Origin of the sequence: Nocardioides aromaticivorans (genome assembly GCF_013408525.1) — a bacterium.
GTDB classification, from domain to species: Bacteria; Actinomycetota; Actinomycetes; order Propionibacteriales; family Nocardioidaceae; genus Nocardioides; species Nocardioides aromaticivorans.
On the sequence record NZ_JACBZM010000001.1, the window covers coordinates 678,009 to 693,594 of the forward strand.

The 15,586-nt window shown below is 72.5% G+C and carries 17 protein-coding genes; 4 read left to right on the forward strand and 13 right to left on the reverse strand.

What is annotated here, in order from left to right:
• The first annotated feature begins 38 nt into the window (after window positions 1–38).
• The gene (locus BJ993_RS03170) at window positions 39–899 is read left to right on the forward strand and encodes an SCO4651 family lipoprotein (RefSeq protein WP_179647699.1); all 861 of its coding nucleotides are present in this window, start codon (window positions 39–41) and stop codon (window positions 897–899) included.
• 30 nt (window positions 900–929) lie between these two features.
• Here BJ993_RS03170 and BJ993_RS03175 read toward each other — a convergent pair whose 3' ends face one another.
• The 4 genes from BJ993_RS03175 to BJ993_RS03190 form a co-directional block, all read right to left on the reverse strand.
• Entirely contained in the window at window positions 930–2,582 is a 1,653-nt protein-coding gene (locus tag BJ993_RS03175) for a copper resistance protein CopC (protein ID WP_179647700.1), read from the reverse strand.
• 7 nt (window positions 2,583–2,589) lie between these two features.
• Window positions 2,590–3,330 (reverse strand): YcnI family copper-binding membrane protein, encoded by a 741-nt coding sequence (locus tag BJ993_RS03180; protein WP_179647701.1) that lies wholly within the window; start codon window positions 3,328–3,330, stop codon window positions 2,590–2,592.
• Window positions 3,331–3,408: 78 nt separating this feature from the next.
• Complete coding sequence (locus tag BJ993_RS03185) at window positions 3,409–3,954, reverse strand: cell division protein FtsQ (protein ID WP_179647702.1); 546 nt, start codon at window positions 3,952–3,954, stop codon at window positions 3,409–3,411.
• A 4-nt stretch (window positions 3,955–3,958) separates the two neighbouring features.
• Window positions 3,959–4,324, reverse strand: a complete 366-nt coding sequence (locus BJ993_RS03190; RefSeq protein ID WP_179647703.1) for a hypothetical protein — start codon at window positions 4,322–4,324, stop codon at window positions 3,959–3,961.
• 43 nt (window positions 4,325–4,367) lie between these two features.
• Here BJ993_RS03190 and BJ993_RS03195 point away from each other — a divergent pair, with 43 nt between their 5' ends.
• Window positions 4,368–4,928: a GrpB family protein gene (locus BJ993_RS03195; RefSeq protein ID WP_308645458.1), complete on the forward strand. Its 561-nt coding sequence runs from the start codon at window positions 4,368–4,370 to the stop codon at window positions 4,926–4,928.
• A gap of 12 nt (window positions 4,929–4,940) precedes the next feature.
• Here the strand turns inward: BJ993_RS03195 and rodA are convergent, their stop codons facing one another.
• From rodA to BJ993_RS03240, 9 genes are all read right to left on the reverse strand, one after another.
• The gene (gene rodA / locus BJ993_RS03200; RefSeq protein ID WP_051931506.1) at window positions 4,941–6,173 is read right to left on the reverse strand and encodes a rod shape-determining protein RodA; all 1,233 of its coding nucleotides are present in this window, start codon (window positions 6,171–6,173) and stop codon (window positions 4,941–4,943) included.
• A 4-nt stretch (window positions 6,174–6,177) separates the two neighbouring features.
• A complete protein-coding gene (gene mrdA, locus BJ993_RS03205) occupies window positions 6,178–8,295 on the reverse strand; it encodes a penicillin-binding protein 2 (protein ID WP_051931570.1) in 2,118 nt (705 codons plus the stop codon).
• Entirely contained in the window at window positions 8,292–8,882 is a 591-nt protein-coding gene (gene mreD, locus BJ993_RS03210; protein WP_179647705.1) for a rod shape-determining protein MreD, read from the reverse strand. Before mreD ends, mrdA begins: the two co-directional genes overlap by 4 nt.
• Window positions 8,879–9,847 carry a rod shape-determining protein MreC gene (gene mreC / locus BJ993_RS03215; RefSeq protein WP_179647706.1) on the reverse strand — a complete coding sequence of 323 codons (969 nt, stop codon included), beginning with the start codon at window positions 9,845–9,847 and terminating at the stop codon, window positions 8,879–8,881. The genes mreD and mreC overlap by 4 nt, the downstream gene beginning before the upstream one ends.
• Window positions 9,848–9,852: 5 nt before the next feature.
• Window positions 9,853–10,884, reverse strand: a complete 1,032-nt coding sequence (locus BJ993_RS03220) for a rod shape-determining protein (protein WP_277987643.1) — start codon at window positions 10,882–10,884, stop codon at window positions 9,853–9,855.
• A 201-nt stretch (window positions 10,885–11,085) separates the two neighbouring features.
• Window positions 11,086–11,796, reverse strand: coding sequence for a hypothetical protein (locus BJ993_RS03225; protein WP_179647707.1), 711 nt, complete (start codon window positions 11,794–11,796; stop codon window positions 11,086–11,088).
• Complete coding sequence (locus tag BJ993_RS03230; RefSeq protein WP_179647708.1) at window positions 11,793–12,437, reverse strand: hypothetical protein; 645 nt, start codon at window positions 12,435–12,437, stop codon at window positions 11,793–11,795. The genes BJ993_RS03225 and BJ993_RS03230 overlap by 4 nt, the downstream gene beginning before the upstream one ends.
• A 96-nt stretch (window positions 12,438–12,533) precedes the next feature.
• Complete coding sequence (gene ndk, locus BJ993_RS03235) at window positions 12,534–12,944, reverse strand: nucleoside-diphosphate kinase (RefSeq protein ID WP_036541349.1); 411 nt, start codon at window positions 12,942–12,944, stop codon at window positions 12,534–12,536.
• 35 nt (window positions 12,945–12,979) lie between these two features.
• Complete coding sequence (locus BJ993_RS03240; RefSeq protein WP_179647709.1) at window positions 12,980–13,738, reverse strand: MerR family transcriptional regulator; 759 nt, start codon at window positions 13,736–13,738, stop codon at window positions 12,980–12,982.
• A 197-nt stretch (window positions 13,739–13,935) separates the two neighbouring features.
• Between BJ993_RS03240 and BJ993_RS03245 the strand changes: the two genes are divergently transcribed.
• Both BJ993_RS03245 and BJ993_RS03250 read left to right on the forward strand, forming a co-directional pair.
• Entirely contained in the window at window positions 13,936–14,745 is an 810-nt protein-coding gene (locus tag BJ993_RS03245) for an MlaE family ABC transporter permease (protein WP_179647710.1), read from the forward strand.
• Window positions 14,742–15,584 (forward strand): MlaE family ABC transporter permease, encoded by an 843-nt coding sequence (locus BJ993_RS03250; RefSeq protein WP_036541346.1) that lies wholly within the window; start codon window positions 14,742–14,744, stop codon window positions 15,582–15,584. The genes BJ993_RS03245 and BJ993_RS03250 overlap by 4 nt, the downstream gene beginning before the upstream one ends.
• Window positions 15,585–15,586 lie beyond the last annotated feature (2 nt).

A 15,586-nucleotide genomic window follows, 5' to 3' on the forward strand; every position in this document is an offset into this window, starting at 1 on the left:
GTCTGCGCGCACCATCCGAGAACCCCGAGGAGAACCGCATGACCCTCAAGACCGTGCCCGCGTCGATCGCCGCGCTGCTGGCCACCTCCCTGCTGCTGGCCGGCTGCAACGACGACTCGTCCGGCGACGCCGACGGTGGGAAGTCCAGCGACGCCCCCACGTCGGCGTCGACCGGGTCCTCCGACAGCTCGTCCGGAGGGGCGTCGGAGAGCGAGGGCGCGTCCGGCGGCGAGCTCACGACCGCCAACTTCTTCGACGAGGTGCTCGAGGCCCAGCAGGCCGCCGGCTCGTTCAAGGGGCGGGCGACCACGACCACCGCCGGGACCTCGATGACCATCGAGACCGAGGCGAAGTACGAGGGCGACGAGGCCCTGTCGCACGGCAAGACCACGGCCGGCAGCCCCCAGCAGCTGGAGACCGTCAGCGCGTCGGGCGTCGTCTACCTCAAGTCCGAGGGCCTCGGCGTGCCGGCCGGCAAGTGGCTGAAGATCGACTCCAAGGACCCCGCCAACAAGGACAACCCGTTCGCGGCCCTCGCCGCCGTCTCCGACCCCGAGACCGCGCTGCGCGCGATGGGCGACCTCGACTCGCTCGAGCTGGTCGGCGCCGAGGAGGTCGACGGCGTGGACGCCGACCACTACAAGGCCGTGATGAACACGAAGAGCTACGCCAAGGTCCTGGGGCTGCCGGCCGACGCGGCGACCACGCTCCCGAAGACCATCCCGTTCGACATCTGGATCGACGGCGACAACCGCCCGGTGAAGTACGAGGTGAGCCTGTCGGTCCAGGGCGTCACCACCTCGACCAGCCAGACCTACTACGACTACGGCGCCGACGTCGAGGTGAGCGTGCCGAAGGACAGCGACACCGTGCCGCTCTCGGAGACCGGCCTCGGCTGAGCCCGGCTCCCCCGAAGACGGACCTCCCGGTCACTGGGTGACCGGGAGGTCCACTGTCGTCACGGGGCTGCTGAACTCCTCCGCACGGATGCTGACCTGCAGCTGCCAGGTCCCGCCCACGGGGAAGACCACGTCCGCCTGGTAGGTGCCGGCGCCCACGGGCACCACCGGCACCTCGCCGAGGTCGACGTCGCCGTTGCGCAGCGCGACCGCCGGGGCGTCGTACAGGTCGACGGGGTCGCTGGTCTCCAGGTCCTGGACCTGGACGATCAGGCGTCGCTGCAGGCCACTCCCGGAGTCCAGGACGGCGAGCACCTTGAGGTCGTCGCCGGCCGTGCCGGTCACGGTCCCCGTGTCGGCCGTGGCGGGCGGTGCGTCGCCCTCGCCACCGGGCGGCTTCTGGGTGAGGAACCCGGTCACGGCGAGGACGGCGACCAGGCCCACGGCCTCGGCCACGAGGGCGCGGCGCACCAGCCCCGCCGCGGTACGACGACCGTCGTGGCCGACGCCCTCGGTGACCCGCGGGACCAGCCGGAACCGGTTCCAGGCGGCGATGCCGAGGACGACCAGCACGATGCCGACCTTCACGAGCAGCAGCCGGCCCCAGGTCTCGCCGAACAGGTCCGACCACGACCCGACGATGCGCCAGCCGAGCAGCACGCCGGCCGCCGCGAGCGCCGCGACCAGGCCGCCGGCCAGGGTCGAGAAGCGGCTCAGCAGGCGAGCACCGTCGGCCGGACGCCCGGCGACGGAGGGCAGCGTCAGCGCGAGACCCACCAGGCCGCCGAGCCAGATGGCGCCCGCGGTGAGGTGCAGGGCATCGGTGACGACGAGGAGGGTCGTCGGCTCGTAGGCGCGGGTGTGCCCGACGAGCGCCGGCGACCAGACCGCGAGCGCGGTGTTGAGGTCGACCAGCAGCGAGGACCGCTGGAGACCGACCGCCCACGAGGTCACCGCCAGGCAGGCCAGCTGCAGGGCGAGCACCCGCAGGTCGTCCTGCACCAGCGTCGGGTCGAGCACGTCGAGGTCGAGGAGGCCGCTGACCCCCGTACCGAGCTGGTAGGCGCCGGCGAGGGGGACGGCGGCCGCGGCCGCCAGGACCGCCACGAGGGCGGCGCCCCGCAGCGTCCGGACCAGGCGGCGTCGTACGGCATCGGTGAGCCGGACGTCGCGGGTCGTCCACCCCAGGAAGACCGCGAGCCCGCCCGCCAGCAGGAGGGCGACGTAGTTGATGCCCTGGACGACCGCCTGGATGGTGGGTACGGCGCCCGGGTCGGTCGGGCCGAGCTTCGGCGCCTCGACCCTGGGGCTCGGCGCGCCGACGTGGAAGGTGAGCGAGCCCGCGATCGGGTGGCCGTCCTCGGACACCACGCGCCAGGTGACGACATAGGTGCCGTCGTCGAGCTCGTCGGGCAGGTCGCCGGTGACCTCCTTGCCGCTGGCCGAGGCGTCGATCGCGACCTTCTCACCGGCCGCGTCGAACGCGAGCAGGCCGTTCGGCACCAGCTGCACCGGCTCGTCGAAGGTGAACACGACCTCGCCCGGCGCGCTCGGCAGCACCTCGCCCTCGGCCGGGGTCGAGGAGACGAGCGTGGCGTGCGCCGACGCAGGCGCCGCCAGCCCGAGCACCGCGGTCGCGGCGACGAGCAACGCGGCGAACCACGCCGGCACACGCTTCAGCATCGGTGCGTCAGGCCTTCTTGCCGGAGCGGGCGAGGGCGAGGCCGCCCAGCGCGAGCCCGCCGATCCCGGCGACGAGACCGCCGACAGCCAGGCCGTCGCCGTCGCCGTCGTCGTCACCGTCGGCGTCCGCAGCCTCGTGCTCGTCCGACTCCCCCGCGTCGTCGTCGGTCGCACCACCGTGGTGGCCCTCGCCGGACGCGGCGGTGATGGTGAAGGCCGGTGCCGGGCTCTCGAGCTCCTCCTCGTCCTGGCCCTCGGCCGGCGTCTCGATCCACGACGTCTGACCCTTCTGGCAGGTCTGGATGACCGGGAAGGTGACCGTGTCGCCCTCGGCGTCGGGCACCTGCACGGAGAGCTCGAAGGTGTCGCGGAAGCCGTCGGCCAGCGGCGTGCGCGCCGTGTAGACGACCTGGCTGACCCGCTCGGTGAGCTTGTTGCCGTGGGCGTCCTCGATCGGCTTCGCGAGCTTCTCGGAGACCTTGCGGACGGCCCAGCCCTGGTTGAGCGTCGGGGTCACCGAGGGGATCGCCTCGGGCATCTGGATGGCGATCTTCGTGGTCGGCGAGCCCTCGCAGCCGTGGCCCACGCTGAAGGTCAGCACGGTGTAGGACCCGGCCGCGGTCGTGCTCGGCGTGACGGTGACGTGCGCGCTCGCGGCGCCGGCGCTGAGGGCGACGATGCCCAGGGCGGTGGCGCCGGCACCGGCGATGCGGACGGGGGTGGGCAGGCTGAAGCGTCGGTTGTTCATGGTGTGTCTCTCTGTCTGAGGTCGGTGGTGCGGGCAGGCAGCAGCGACCAGCCCGGCACCGGACAGGAGATCCGGGGCTCAGGCCGTCGCCGGCAGGCCCGCCGGCGGACCCCGCGTCGGCGCGACGGCCTCGAGCAGCCGGCCCGACGCCCGTACGACGACCGGGAGCACCCGGCCGCGCTGCGCGGCCGGCACCGGCAGCAGCCCGGGGTCGGACCAGTGCACGAGCACCTCGACCACGCGCCGGCGCATCGCCCACATGACGCCCGTGACCACGGCGGCCACGGCGTGCGCGGCGAGCATCGACGGGCTCAGCCCCAGCAGCAGCCCGCCGTCGTGGCCGTGGCCGGCGTGCGCCGCCGGGGCCAGCGCGACCAGCCAGGCGTGGCCGAGCACCTGCGCGACGACGAGCGCCGGCAGGACGAGACCGATGCCGGCCCGGCGGCGGAGCACGGGCAGGCTGGCGGCGTACACGAGGGCGCCGAAGGCGGCCAGCCACAGCGGCTGCGGCATCTCTCCCCCGGCGGCGACGTGCGCCAGCGCGAGGGCCGACACGCTCTCGAGGCTCCCGAGGGTCGCCGGCAACGCCACGCGACGGCGTGGGGCACAGCGGACCGAGAGCACGGGCCTATCCTGCCGCAGGCCGGGTCGCGCGGCGCAAGGCCCACCAGCCGACGGCGACGAACGGGACGGGGGCGAGCGTCGCGACCGCTCCCCCGCCGGCGCCCACGGTCGGGACCGACGCCGCGCCGACGACCATGTCGAGGCTGTCGCTCGCGAGCGCCGAGCGCCCCCAGTGCACGGCCGACGCGCCGGGCGCGAGGACGGTCCCGGCGCCGATCACCAGGTCTCGGACGCCGATCGTGCGCATCAGCAGCTGGAAGGACGGGTCGTCGTTGCGCCCGACCAGCCGCGGCGCGGCGAGCAGCGCGATGCCCACGGCGAGCCGGGCCGCGCCCAGCGCCCGGACGGCGCCCGTCGATGCCTGCGTCACCCACCGGACGCTAGTGGTGGCGCGGCTCGGGGACAATGGTCCGGTGCGCGTGACCGTCCTTCCCTACAACCCTGCGTGGCCCGAGGCCTTCACCACGATCCGGGCCGCGATGGCGGCGGCGCTGGAGGACGTGCCGGTCGTGGCGATCGAGCACGTCGGCAGCACGTCGGTGCCCGGGCTCGCCGCGAAGCCGGTCCTCGACATCGACGTCGTCGTCCGGCGGGCCGACCTCGACGCGGCGATCGCGGCGCTCGTGGCCGCCGGCTACACGCACCGGGGCGACCTCGGCGTGCCCGACCGGCACGCGATGGCGGCGTCCACCACCGACGAGCACGCGGCCGTGACGCGCAACGTGTACGTGTGCGTGGAGGGCTCGCTGTCGCTGCGCAACCACCTCGCCGTCCGCGACACCCTGCGGGCCGACCCGGAGCTGCGCGACGCCTATGCCGCGGTCAAGCTGGGCCTGGCCGCGCAGGAGCTCGACGGCATCGAGGACTACATCGACGGCAAGAACGAGGTCGTGCAGCGGATCCTCGCGGCCGCCGGGATCTCCGAGGACGACCGCGGGTCGATCCTGACGGTCAACACGAAGCCGGCGTCGTAGGACCCTGCCGGGTCACCCGCGGACGAGGACCCGCTTCTGCGGAGCGAGGCGGGACGCCGGCGCGGAGAGCGTGCGCAGGTGGATGTTCTGCAGCAGGCCCACCGCGAGCATGCCGGCGAACATCGACGAGCCGCCGTAGGAGACGAAGGGCAGCGGGACGCCGGTGACCGGCATGATCCCGAGGCACATGCCGATGTTCTGGAAGGCCTGGAAGCCGAACCAGCAGGCGATCCCGGCCGCGACGATCCGGCCGAACATGTCATCGGTGCGGGTCGCGATGACCAGCGCCCGCCAGAGCACGACGCCCAGCAGCGCCACGATGAGGGCCGCACCGAGCAGACCGAGCTCCTCGCCCGCGACCGTGAAGACGAAGTCGGTGTGCTGCTCGGGCACGAAGCCGGACTGGGTCTGCGAGCCCTGGAAGAGACCCTGCCCGAAGAGGCCGCCGTTGCCGACCGCGATCCGGGCCTGCTCGACGTTGTAGCCAGCACCCTTCGGGTCGAGCTCGGGGTTGGTGAAGGCGAGGAAGCGGTCGACCTGGTACTCCTTGAGGAAGCCGCTGACGACCGCGAAGACGGCGACCGCGACCCCTCCGCCGGCCAGCAGGCCGAGCCAGCGGCGGTCGGCCCCCGACGCGGCGATCACGCCGAACACGGTCGCGGTGAGCACCAGCATCGTGCCGAGGTCGGGCTGGGCGAGGATCAGCACCGCGGGGACGCCCGCGACGACGAGCATGAGCAGGACGTCCGTCGTACCGACCCGGTCGCGCCAGCGGCCCTCGCTGCGCTCCGCGACGACCAGTGCCATGCCGACGACCACCGCGAGCTTCGCCAGCTCCGAGGGCTGGAAGGACATGCCGCCGATGATCAGCCACGAGCGGGAGCCGTTGATGGTGGAGCCCATCGCGAGGACCAGGACCAGGCCGACGATCGCGGCGAGATAGGCGATCGGCGCGAGGATCCGGACCCAGCGGTGGTCGGTCGCGACCACGAGCGCCATCAGCCCGACGCCGATCACGACGTTGACCAGCTGCTTGACGAGGAAGGCGCGCTCGTCGCCGCCGGTGAGGTCGTCGCGCTCGATGGTCGCCGACCAGATCAGCAGGCAGCCGACCAGCGAGAGCACGAGGACGGCGACCAGCAGGATCCGGTCGATGTCACCCCAGCGCAGGAACGAGACCCGGCGCGACGCGGTGGTGCGGGTCGGGCGCGCCGTGGCGCGGGAGGCCTGGATGCGGTTGCTCATGACCTCACTGCTCCTTCCGGGCAGGCGGCAGGATCGAGCCGTCGTCGCCGAACGTCGGGAGCGTCGCCGGCTGCGTGACGCCCGGGATCGCGGCCCTGCCCTCGCGCACCTGGTCGCCGTCGACGCCGTACAGGGCCTCCCAGATCGCGCGGACGCCCTCACCGGTCGCGCCCGAGCCGGTACCGGCCTGGCTGATCATCATCACGACGACGTAGTCCTTCGTGTACGACGCCACCCAGCCGGTCGACTGCTTGCCGTAGACCTCGGCGGAGCCGGTCTTGGCACGGATCGTGACCTTGTCGAGCGGGAAGCCGCCGAGCTTCCACGCCATCGTGCCGCGCGACGCGACGCCCTGGAGCGCCTCGTCGAGGTAGCGCAGCACCTTCTTCGGGATCTTGAGCTGGCGCTCCTTCTTCGGCGCGATCTCGCGGATCACCTTGCCGTCGGGAGAGACGACCGCCTTGCCGACGCGCGGCTCCCACAGCGTGCCACCGTTGGAGAGGGCGGCGTACGCCCGGGCCAGCTGCAGCGGCGTCACGATGGTGTCGCCCTGGCCGATCGCGAAGTTGGCCGAGTCGGTGATCTTGTACTTCCAGCCCTCGATGCAGAACTCGCGGGCGAACTTGTAGACGAAGTCGGAGGTCTTCGCGTCCTGCGGCTTGTCGGCGATGCCGCAGTAGTAGTCCTTCATGGACTCGTAGTAGGCCTTCTTCCACTTCCGGTCGGCCACCCGGCCGGACGCCTCGCCGGGCAGGTCGACGCCGGTGCGCTCGCCGAAGCCGAACTTCTCGGCCTGGCTGACCAGCGGGTCCTTCGCGTTGACGTCGTCGGGGTCCGAGCCGAGCGTCTGCCAGAAGTGCATGCCGACCTGGAAGAAGAAGGTGTTGCAGGAGACCTCGAGCGCGCGCGCGAAGGTGATCGGGCCGTAGGCCGACGACTCGTGGTTGTGGAAGGCGCGGTTGCCGATCTGCACCGCCGACGAGCAGGGCAGGATCGTGTCCGGCGAGTATCCGTGCGTCAGCGCGCCGACGGTCATGAACGGCTTCCACGTCGAGCCGGGCGCGAACTGGCCCTGGAAGGCCCGCGACAGCAGCGGCGTGCCCGCGGCCTCGGAGTAGAGCCGGGCGAGCTGCTTGTCGGTGATGCCGCCGACCCACACCGACGGGTCGTACGTCGGCTGGCTGGCCATCGCGACGATGCGGCCGGTCCTCGCCTCCAGCACCACGGCGGCGCCGGAGTCGGCCTCGAACTTGCGGTCGGTGACCGGGTCGAGCGTGTTGCGCTGGGTCTGGATCATCTTCGCCAGCTGCTCCTCGACGACCGACTGCACGTTGGCGTCGATCGAGGTGACCAGCGTGTCGCCGGGCTGCGCCGCGAGGTCGGAGACGTCCTGGCGGACCCGGCCCTTCGAGTCGACGGCGACCTGCTGGTAGCCGGGCTGGCCGCGCAGGAACTCGTCGTACTCCTTCTCGACGCCGGCGCGGCCGACGACCGAGGCACCGTTGACGGAGCTGTCGCCGTCGTCCTCGGCGTCCTCGAGCTCCTCCTTGGTGATCGGGCTGAGGTAGCCGAGCAGGTGGGCCGCGTTGATGCCGTACGGCGAGGGGTACTGCCGCACGCTCTGCCGGTCGACCACCACGCCGGGGAAGTCCTCGGGCTGCTCGAGGATCCGCAGGGCGGCGGTCTCCTTGACGTCCTGGGCGATCGGGACGGGCTGGTAGGGAGAGCCGTTCCAGCACTCCCCCGCGACCGATCCCTCGTCGCCGCAGAGCAGCAGCTTGGCGCGGATCCTCGGCACCTTCACGCCGATGGCGCGGGCGGTGCGCGCGAGCAGCTCGGTGCGGTCGGCCTCGGACATCCGGCCGACCAGGGTGCGGTCCATCGACACCACCCAGGTGAGCCGGTTGGTCACCAGCGGACGGCCCATCGCGTCGACGATGAGGCCGCGCTGCGGCTGGACCACGATCTCGCGCACCGACTGCGACGCGGCCTGGCCCTGGTACTCCTCGCCGGAGATGACCTGCAGGTAGTAGAGCCGGGCGCCGAGGGTCGCGAGCAGCGAGAAGACCAGCGTCTGGATGACGATCAGGCGCAGCCGGCTGCGGTGCGAGGCGGCGGTCACGTCCGGGCCCACAGTCCCTGCGCGACGCGGTCGCGGCCGAGGCGCCGGAACAGCCAGTACGTCGCCGGGACGACCAGCAGCGCCGCCAGGGTGTCGAGGACCAGCGCGACGAGGGCGACCTCGAGCAGGTCGCCGACCGTGGCGGAGGAGTCGCCGAGGAAGAGCCCGCTGAGCGCGTAGACGGACGTGCCGACGAAGGAGCCGCCGGCAGCCGCGGCCAGGACGAGCGTCACCGGCGGACGGCGGGTGCCGTCGAGCTCGAGCCGACCGACGTCGGCGGTGTCGTCGTGGGCGAGTCGCCCGACGACGTACCCGACGACCATGAGGGCCAGCGCCCAGCGGCCGGCGACGTGGTCGGCCGGCGGGGCGAGGTCGAGCAGCAGCCCGGCGAAGAAGCCGGTCAGCATGCCGTAGCGGGTGTCGGTGGCGAGCGCGCTCGCGACCACGACGAGCAGGACGACGTCGGGGACGACGCCGAGGCCGCCGACCTCCCACGCGAAGGGGGGCAGCACGGTGACCTGGACGAGGAGGGCCACCAGCGTGGCCACGAGGACGGCGACGAGGCGCCCGGTCGAGCTGGTCCTCATGGGTGCATGCTCCCGTCGACCTCGATGACCCGGTGGTCGTAGGTGCCCGAGGGGACCACCACGCCGACCAGGTCGAGCGCGGTGAAGTCGACCGCCGGCACGATCACCGCGCGGTACGAGGTCTCGCGCACCGACTCGTAGACCTTGCCGACCGTGCCGATCGGGACGCCCGCGACATAGGGCGCGCCGCCCTCGCTCCCGCGGGTGAGGACCTCCTGGCCGACCTTGGGCACCACGTTGCGGTCGGCCAGCTCCATCTCGAGCCGGTCGTCGGTGCCGAGCGCGCCCTTGCCCTTCACGAACCCGATCTCCATGTTGTCGCCGATCCGGCCGCCCACGTTGGAGGTGTCGTCGACGATCAGCAGCACGGTGGCGGTGTGGCTGGTCACCGACGTGATCCGGCCGACCAGGCCCTGTGCGGCGACCACGGTCATGTCGGGGTGCAGGCCGGAGTCGGACCCGGCGTCGATCGTGATGGTGCTGGAGAAGCTCTGGGCCGGGCCGATCGCGATCATGCGGGCCGGCACGAGCGCGTAGCCGATGTCGCCGGCGAGTGCACGGAGGCCGTCGAGCGCGGCGAGCCGGTTGTCGTCGTACCCGGCCTTGGCGAGCAGCGCGTCCTTCTCGGCGACGTCGGCCTCGAGGTCCTCGACCTGCTGCCGGAGCTGGTCGTTGGTCCGGAAGGCGCCCGGGATGCCGGCGACGGGTCGTACGACGGTGGCGACGCCGGCCTGGACCGGGCCGACGACCTCGCCGACCCCGGCGCGGATCGCGGCCACCGGGGAGCCGTCGCCGCCGGCCTCGTCGACGACCATGAGCGTCGCGCAGGCGAGCAGCAGGGCCACCACGAGCGAGCGCGACGGGCGGCCGCGGTCGTCGCCGGGGTCGCGCTGCGGCGCGGGCCGGCGGGCGGGACCGGCGGGACCGGGGCTCGAGGACCGGATGGGACGGGTGTCGATGGCCATGGGTCTCAGAACCGCCGCGGGTTGGTGACCAGCACCTGCTGGAGGGCCTCGAACTCCTCGACGCAGCGGCCCGCGCCCATCGCGACCGAGACCAGCGGGTCCTCGGCGACGTGCACCGGCATGCCGGTCTCGTGGCGGATCCGCTCGTCGAGGCCGCGCAGCAGCGCTCCCCCGCCGGTCAGCACGATCCCGCGGTCCATGATGTCGCCGGCCAGCTCGGGCGGCGTCTGGTCGAGGGTGACGCGCACGGCGTCGACGATCGCGTGCAGCGGCTCCTCGAGCGCGTGGCGGATGTCGGCGCTGGTGACGGTGACCGTGCGCGGCAGGCCGGTGACCATGTCGCGGCCGCGGACCTCGCCCTCCGGCTCGCCGGGGCGCGGGAACGCCGAGCCGAGCGTGATCTTGACGTCCTCGGCGGTGCGCTCGCCGAGCATCACGCCGTGCTCCTTCTTCATCCACGCGATGATCGCGGCGTCGAGGTCGTCGCCGGCCGTCCGGATCGACAGCGACGTGACGATGCCGCCGAGCGAGATGACCGCGACCTCGGTCGTGCCGCCGCCCACGTCGACGATCATGTTGCCGGTGGCCTCGTGGACGGGCAGCCCGGCGCCGATCGCGGCGGCCATGGGCTCCTCGACGACGTACACACGACGGGCGCCGGCCTGGTAGCCGGCCTCCTTCACCGCGCGCTGCTCGACCGGCGTGATCGAGCTCGGCACGCAGATGACCATGCGCGGCTTGGCGAAGTAGCGCCGGCGGTGCACGCGGGCGATGAAGTGCCGCAGCATCTGCTCGGTCGCCTCGAAGTCGGCGATGACGCCGTCGCGCAGCGGGCGCAGGGCGGTGATGTTGTCGGGGGTGCGGCCCAGCATCTGCTTGGCCTGGTGGCCGACCGCGATGACCTCGCCCGTGCTGTCGTTGAGCGCCACGACGCTCGGCTCGTCCAGCAGCACGCCGCGGCGGCGGACATAGACGAGGGTGTTGGCGGTGCCGAGATCGACGGCCATGTCACGGCCGATGATGGAGTTCGCCCTCACGCTTCCTCGCAAGACGTCGCCGGGCAGGGTCGGGTCGACCACGCCCTCGTGTGCTTTCGGGGAAGCCGTCACCTCTCCCGCTGGCTGCGGGAAGTGCGCCGGGGAGGCCGGCAGGCACACGATCCGCCGGTCTCCGCTTGCGAGCGTAAGGAAGCGGGAGGGGTCTGCCGGGGAGCCACGCCGGTACGGCGTGGCGCGGGCTCAACGCTGGGCGTGGTACAGGCTCTCGTCCAGCGGGCCCTTCGGGTCCACCAGGAGGCAGGCGACGTACTGCAGGTCGCTCGACCAGCCCTCGCTGCTGGGCGCGAACCAGGTGACCTCGAGCTCGGACCTGGCATAGGCGATCCCGACGAAGGTCGAGAAGGCCTTGCGGTAGCACGCCCGGGCGCGGCGCTCGATCGCCTTCTCCCCGGGGAAGTCGACGACGTCCACCGGCAGCATCTCGAAGACCTCGACGTCATGACGGGTGTCGCACTCGACCCGACGGACGTCGCCCTCCTCGTCCCGGAAGGACGGATCGACGAGGCAGTCGCCGTACTCGAGGTCCCCGATGCTCATCACGACGGCCGGGTCGGCGTTGACGGGAGGGAGCGCGTCGTACGCCGTCGTGGTCTCCGAGGTCCCGAAGACGGCGAGGACGTAGCCCGTGACGACGAGCGAGCCCAGCCCGAGGGCGTTGATGGCCAGCGCCGCGATCGCCAGGCCCTTGCCGCGGTCCTCGCCGGTGAGGCGGGCGTGCGAGAGCACGCGCAACGCCATCACCGTCGACACGACGTTGCCGATGTAGCAGCAGCTGAGGATCGACCACGCGAGCGCCCAGCCCGCGGTGGCGTCGGTGACGGTCGCCGGAGCGTGACCTCCCACGCTCGGCGGCCGGTGGGCGCCCGGGCGGGACCAGTCCGCGGCGCTCATGCCGACGCCCCGATGGGCGCACCGAGCCGGCCGCCCTCGACGTCGCCGGCAAGGCACAGGAACTCCTCGCCACCGGAGGCGTCCCACGGCTCGCCGAGGAGGATCACCCGCATCGAGTACCGGCCGGTGGCCATCTCCTGTCGGTAGCGCTCGCCGAGGGCGACGGTGCAGAGCTCGGCGGCGGACCGGTCGAGGAGCTCGGAGGCGTCGAAGACGTCGAGCCTGCCCCGGTGGACGACCTCGGCGTCGTGCGGCTCGTTGCACGGGCTGTCGACGACCTGCGCCTCGTAGGTCCTCCCGACCACCTGGACGTCGACGCAGTCACCGACGACGACGCCACCGAGCGGGTCGGCCAGGCGCTCGAGGGGACCCCGCAGGAGGAGGCCGCCCACCACCAGCAGGATCATCAGGGCGCCGCCGACGACGCCGAGCACGGCGCACCACCGGCCCCGTCGCTCGCCGTCCCGGGTCGCCCGGATCCCGCGGACGCCCAACCACACGGACACGGGCGCGGCGAGGACGGTGCCGAGCAGGAGCAGGGACGCGACCGACCGCTCGTCGTACGGCGGGCGCGGCCGTGGCGGGCCCCAGTGACCCTCCGCATAGGGCCACACCGGGCCCGTCCCCGATGGATCGTGCATGTCGCCCCCGTGCTCGCCGAGTCGAGCGCGGGCGGGTATGCCTGTGCTCCTCGACGGACCCTAAGGACCGACGGGGAGGCGTGTCAGGAGATTCGCTCAGGCGAGGCCGGGGAACCAGAGCGCGATCTCGCGCGCGGCCGACTCGGGCGAGTCGGAGCCGTGCACGAGGTTCTCGCGGTTCGACAGCGACAGGTCGCCGCGGATGGTTCCCGGGGCGGCCTTGCGGCCGTCGGTGGCGCCGTTGAGCGCACGGACGACCTCGATCGCCTCGTCGCCCTCGAGGACCAGCGCCACGAGCGGGCCGCTGGTCACGAAGTCGCGCAGCGGCGGGTAGAAGTCGCGCTCGACGTGCTCGGCGTAGTGCGCGTCGGCCTGCGCCGCGTCGATGTGGCGGTGCTCCATGGCGACGATGCTCAGCCCCTTGGCCTCGAACCGGGCCAGCACGTTGCCGACCAGGCCGCGCCGGACCGCGTCGGGCTTGAGGAGGACGAGAGTGCGTTGGGTCACGCCCGCGACCCTATCGGGACCCGCCTCCGGCGCGGTCAGCGGCGGTCGAGGGACTGGGTGATCAGCTTGTTGGCGGAGCGCTGGAAGCCGCGGACGATGGCCTCGAGGGTCAGCCGGCGCAGCGTGCCGATCGTGTTCTCGAGCTGGGCGGCGTCCTCGCGGGAGTGGCTGTCGCGGCGCCAGGGCTCGACCACCTCGTCGTGCAGGACCCGGGTGAGCTCCTCGGCGAGGGCCGACATGTGGCGCTCGATCGCCTCGCCCGCGGCGCGCATGCCCTCGACGGGGATGTCGACCTGGAGCAGCTCGACGGCGACGTCGAACCCGTGGACCGGGGTGAAGCGCTCGGCGGCACCCTCGCCGGCCCGCCGCAGCAGGCCGAAGTCCTCGATGAGCGAGACCTCGTCGTCGGTCAGCCGGCGCCCGGCGTGCTGGTCGAGCTGGCGGCGGGTGAGCTCGTGCGGCTCCCCCACGGTCCACGACGTCAGCATCGCGCGCTGGACCGCGAGGTCCTCGACCCCGGCGTCCGCGGGGAGCGAGGCGAGGTACTTCTCGATCGCCTGCAGCGTGAACCCGTGGCCCTGCAGGGCGCGGATCATCTCCAGGCGCGCGAGGTGGGTGTCGTCGTACCACGCCATCCGGCCGCGGCGGGCCGGCGGCGGCAGCAGGCCCAGGCTCGCGTAGTAGCGGGTCGTGCGGACCGTCAGGCCCGCCGCCGTCGCGAGCTCGTCGATGGTGCGCAGCGCGCCGCCGTCATCGGACTCATGGGTCGGGTCGACCCCCACTGCTGCGCTCATGACTGTCACAGTACGACTGTCAAACAATCTGCGCAACGCAGACACACAGGACCATCTCAGGCGCGGATTCGACCCGATCCAGAATCTTCAACGATCGGGGTTGACGTAGGTCACACGGCCGTGGACAGTACCGGTGTGACAGTTCTACTGTCATTATCGGCTGCCACCGCACCGACCCGAGCGAGCACAGGAGCACCATGCCGGCCACGAGCGAAGCGCGCGCCCTGACGGCGCTCGGCAAGCCGCTCGCCGAGGTCCTCGCCCTGCTCCGCTTCACGCGTCGGGTCTTCGGCGCCGTCGTCTCGTCCGTGTCCGGGCGGCGCTTCCCGCTCGCCGAGACCGTGGTGCAGACCTGGTACGCCGTCCGGGTCTGCACGCTGCCGGCGCTGGCCGTGTCGGTCCCGTTCGGGATCATCCTCGCGCTGCAGGTCGGGGTGCTCGCCCAGGAGGTGGGCGCCGTCGCGTTCACCGGGGCGGGCAACACGCTCGCGGTCGTCCGGCAGGCCTCTCCCCTGATCACCGCGCTGATGCTCAGCGGCGTCGCCGGCTCGGCGATCTGCGCCGACCTCGGCTCGCGGCGGATCCGCGAGGAGATCGACGCGATGGAGGTCATGGGCCTCTCCGTCATGGAGCGCCTGGTCGTGCCGCGGATGTTCGCGATCGTCGTGGTCGCGGTGCTGCTCAACGGCGTCGTCATGTTCTTCACGATCCTCACCACCCTGTCGATCAGCGTGGTGATCCAGGACCTGCCGCCCGGCAGCTACCTCGCGTCGGTCACCACGCTGGCCCAGCTCTCCGACCTGTGGCTCTCGCTGACCAAGGCGGCGATCTTCGCGGTGATCTGCGCCGTGGTGGCGTCGTACAAGGGGCTGGGCGCGAGCCGCGGCCCGACCGGCGTGGGCGAGGCGGTCACCAGCGCCGTGGTCACCAACTTCGTCCTGCTCTTCGCGGCCAACTTCGTCATCTCCCAGGTGCACAGCACGTTCGCGGGAGGGCCGATCGGATGACGCAGGCAGTCAGCGCCGTCGACCAGGCCGTGGACCGCGCGGTCATCGGACCGCTGGAGGGCATCGGCCTGCAGCTGGTGCTCGCGTGGCGGGCCGTCGCCGCGCTTCCGGTCGCGCTCACCCGCTACCGCGGCGAGATCGCGCGCGTGCTCGCCGAGGTGACCCTCGGGTCCGGCATCTTCCTCGTCGGGGGCGGGGTCGTCGGCGTCGTGCTGCTGCTGTCGACGCTGACCGGCACCGAGGTGGGTCTCGAGGGCTACCAGGGTCTCGACGTGATCGGGCTGGCTCCGCTGACCGGCTTCATCTCGGGCTACGCCAACACCCGCGAGCTGGCGCCGATGGTCGCTGCCCTCGGCTTCGCGGCGCGGATCGGCTGCGGGTTCACCTCGCGGATCGGCGCGATGCGGATCAGCGAGGAGATCGACGCGCTCGAGGCGATGGCGATCCGCCCGATCCCCTACCTGGTCAGCACCCGCCTGGTCGCCGCCTGGGTCGTCGTCCTCCCGCTCTACCTGATCGGCCTGGTCGGGACGTACGTCGCCACCGACTTCATGGTGACCACCTTCTACGGGCAGTCGGCCGGCACCTACGACCACTACTTCCGCACGTTCGTCGCGCCGGTCGACGTCCTCTACTCGGCGATCAAGGTCGTGGTCCTGACCACGGTGGTGACGCTCATCCACTGCTACCACGGCTTCACCGCCAGCGGCGGGCCCGAGGGCGTCGGCCGCGCGACCGGGCGCGCGATCCGCGCCAGCATCATCTCCCTGACCGTCGTCGACATCCTGCTGACGCTGCTCCTGTGGGGCGCGGACCAGCAGGTCCAGATCTCGGGGTGAGG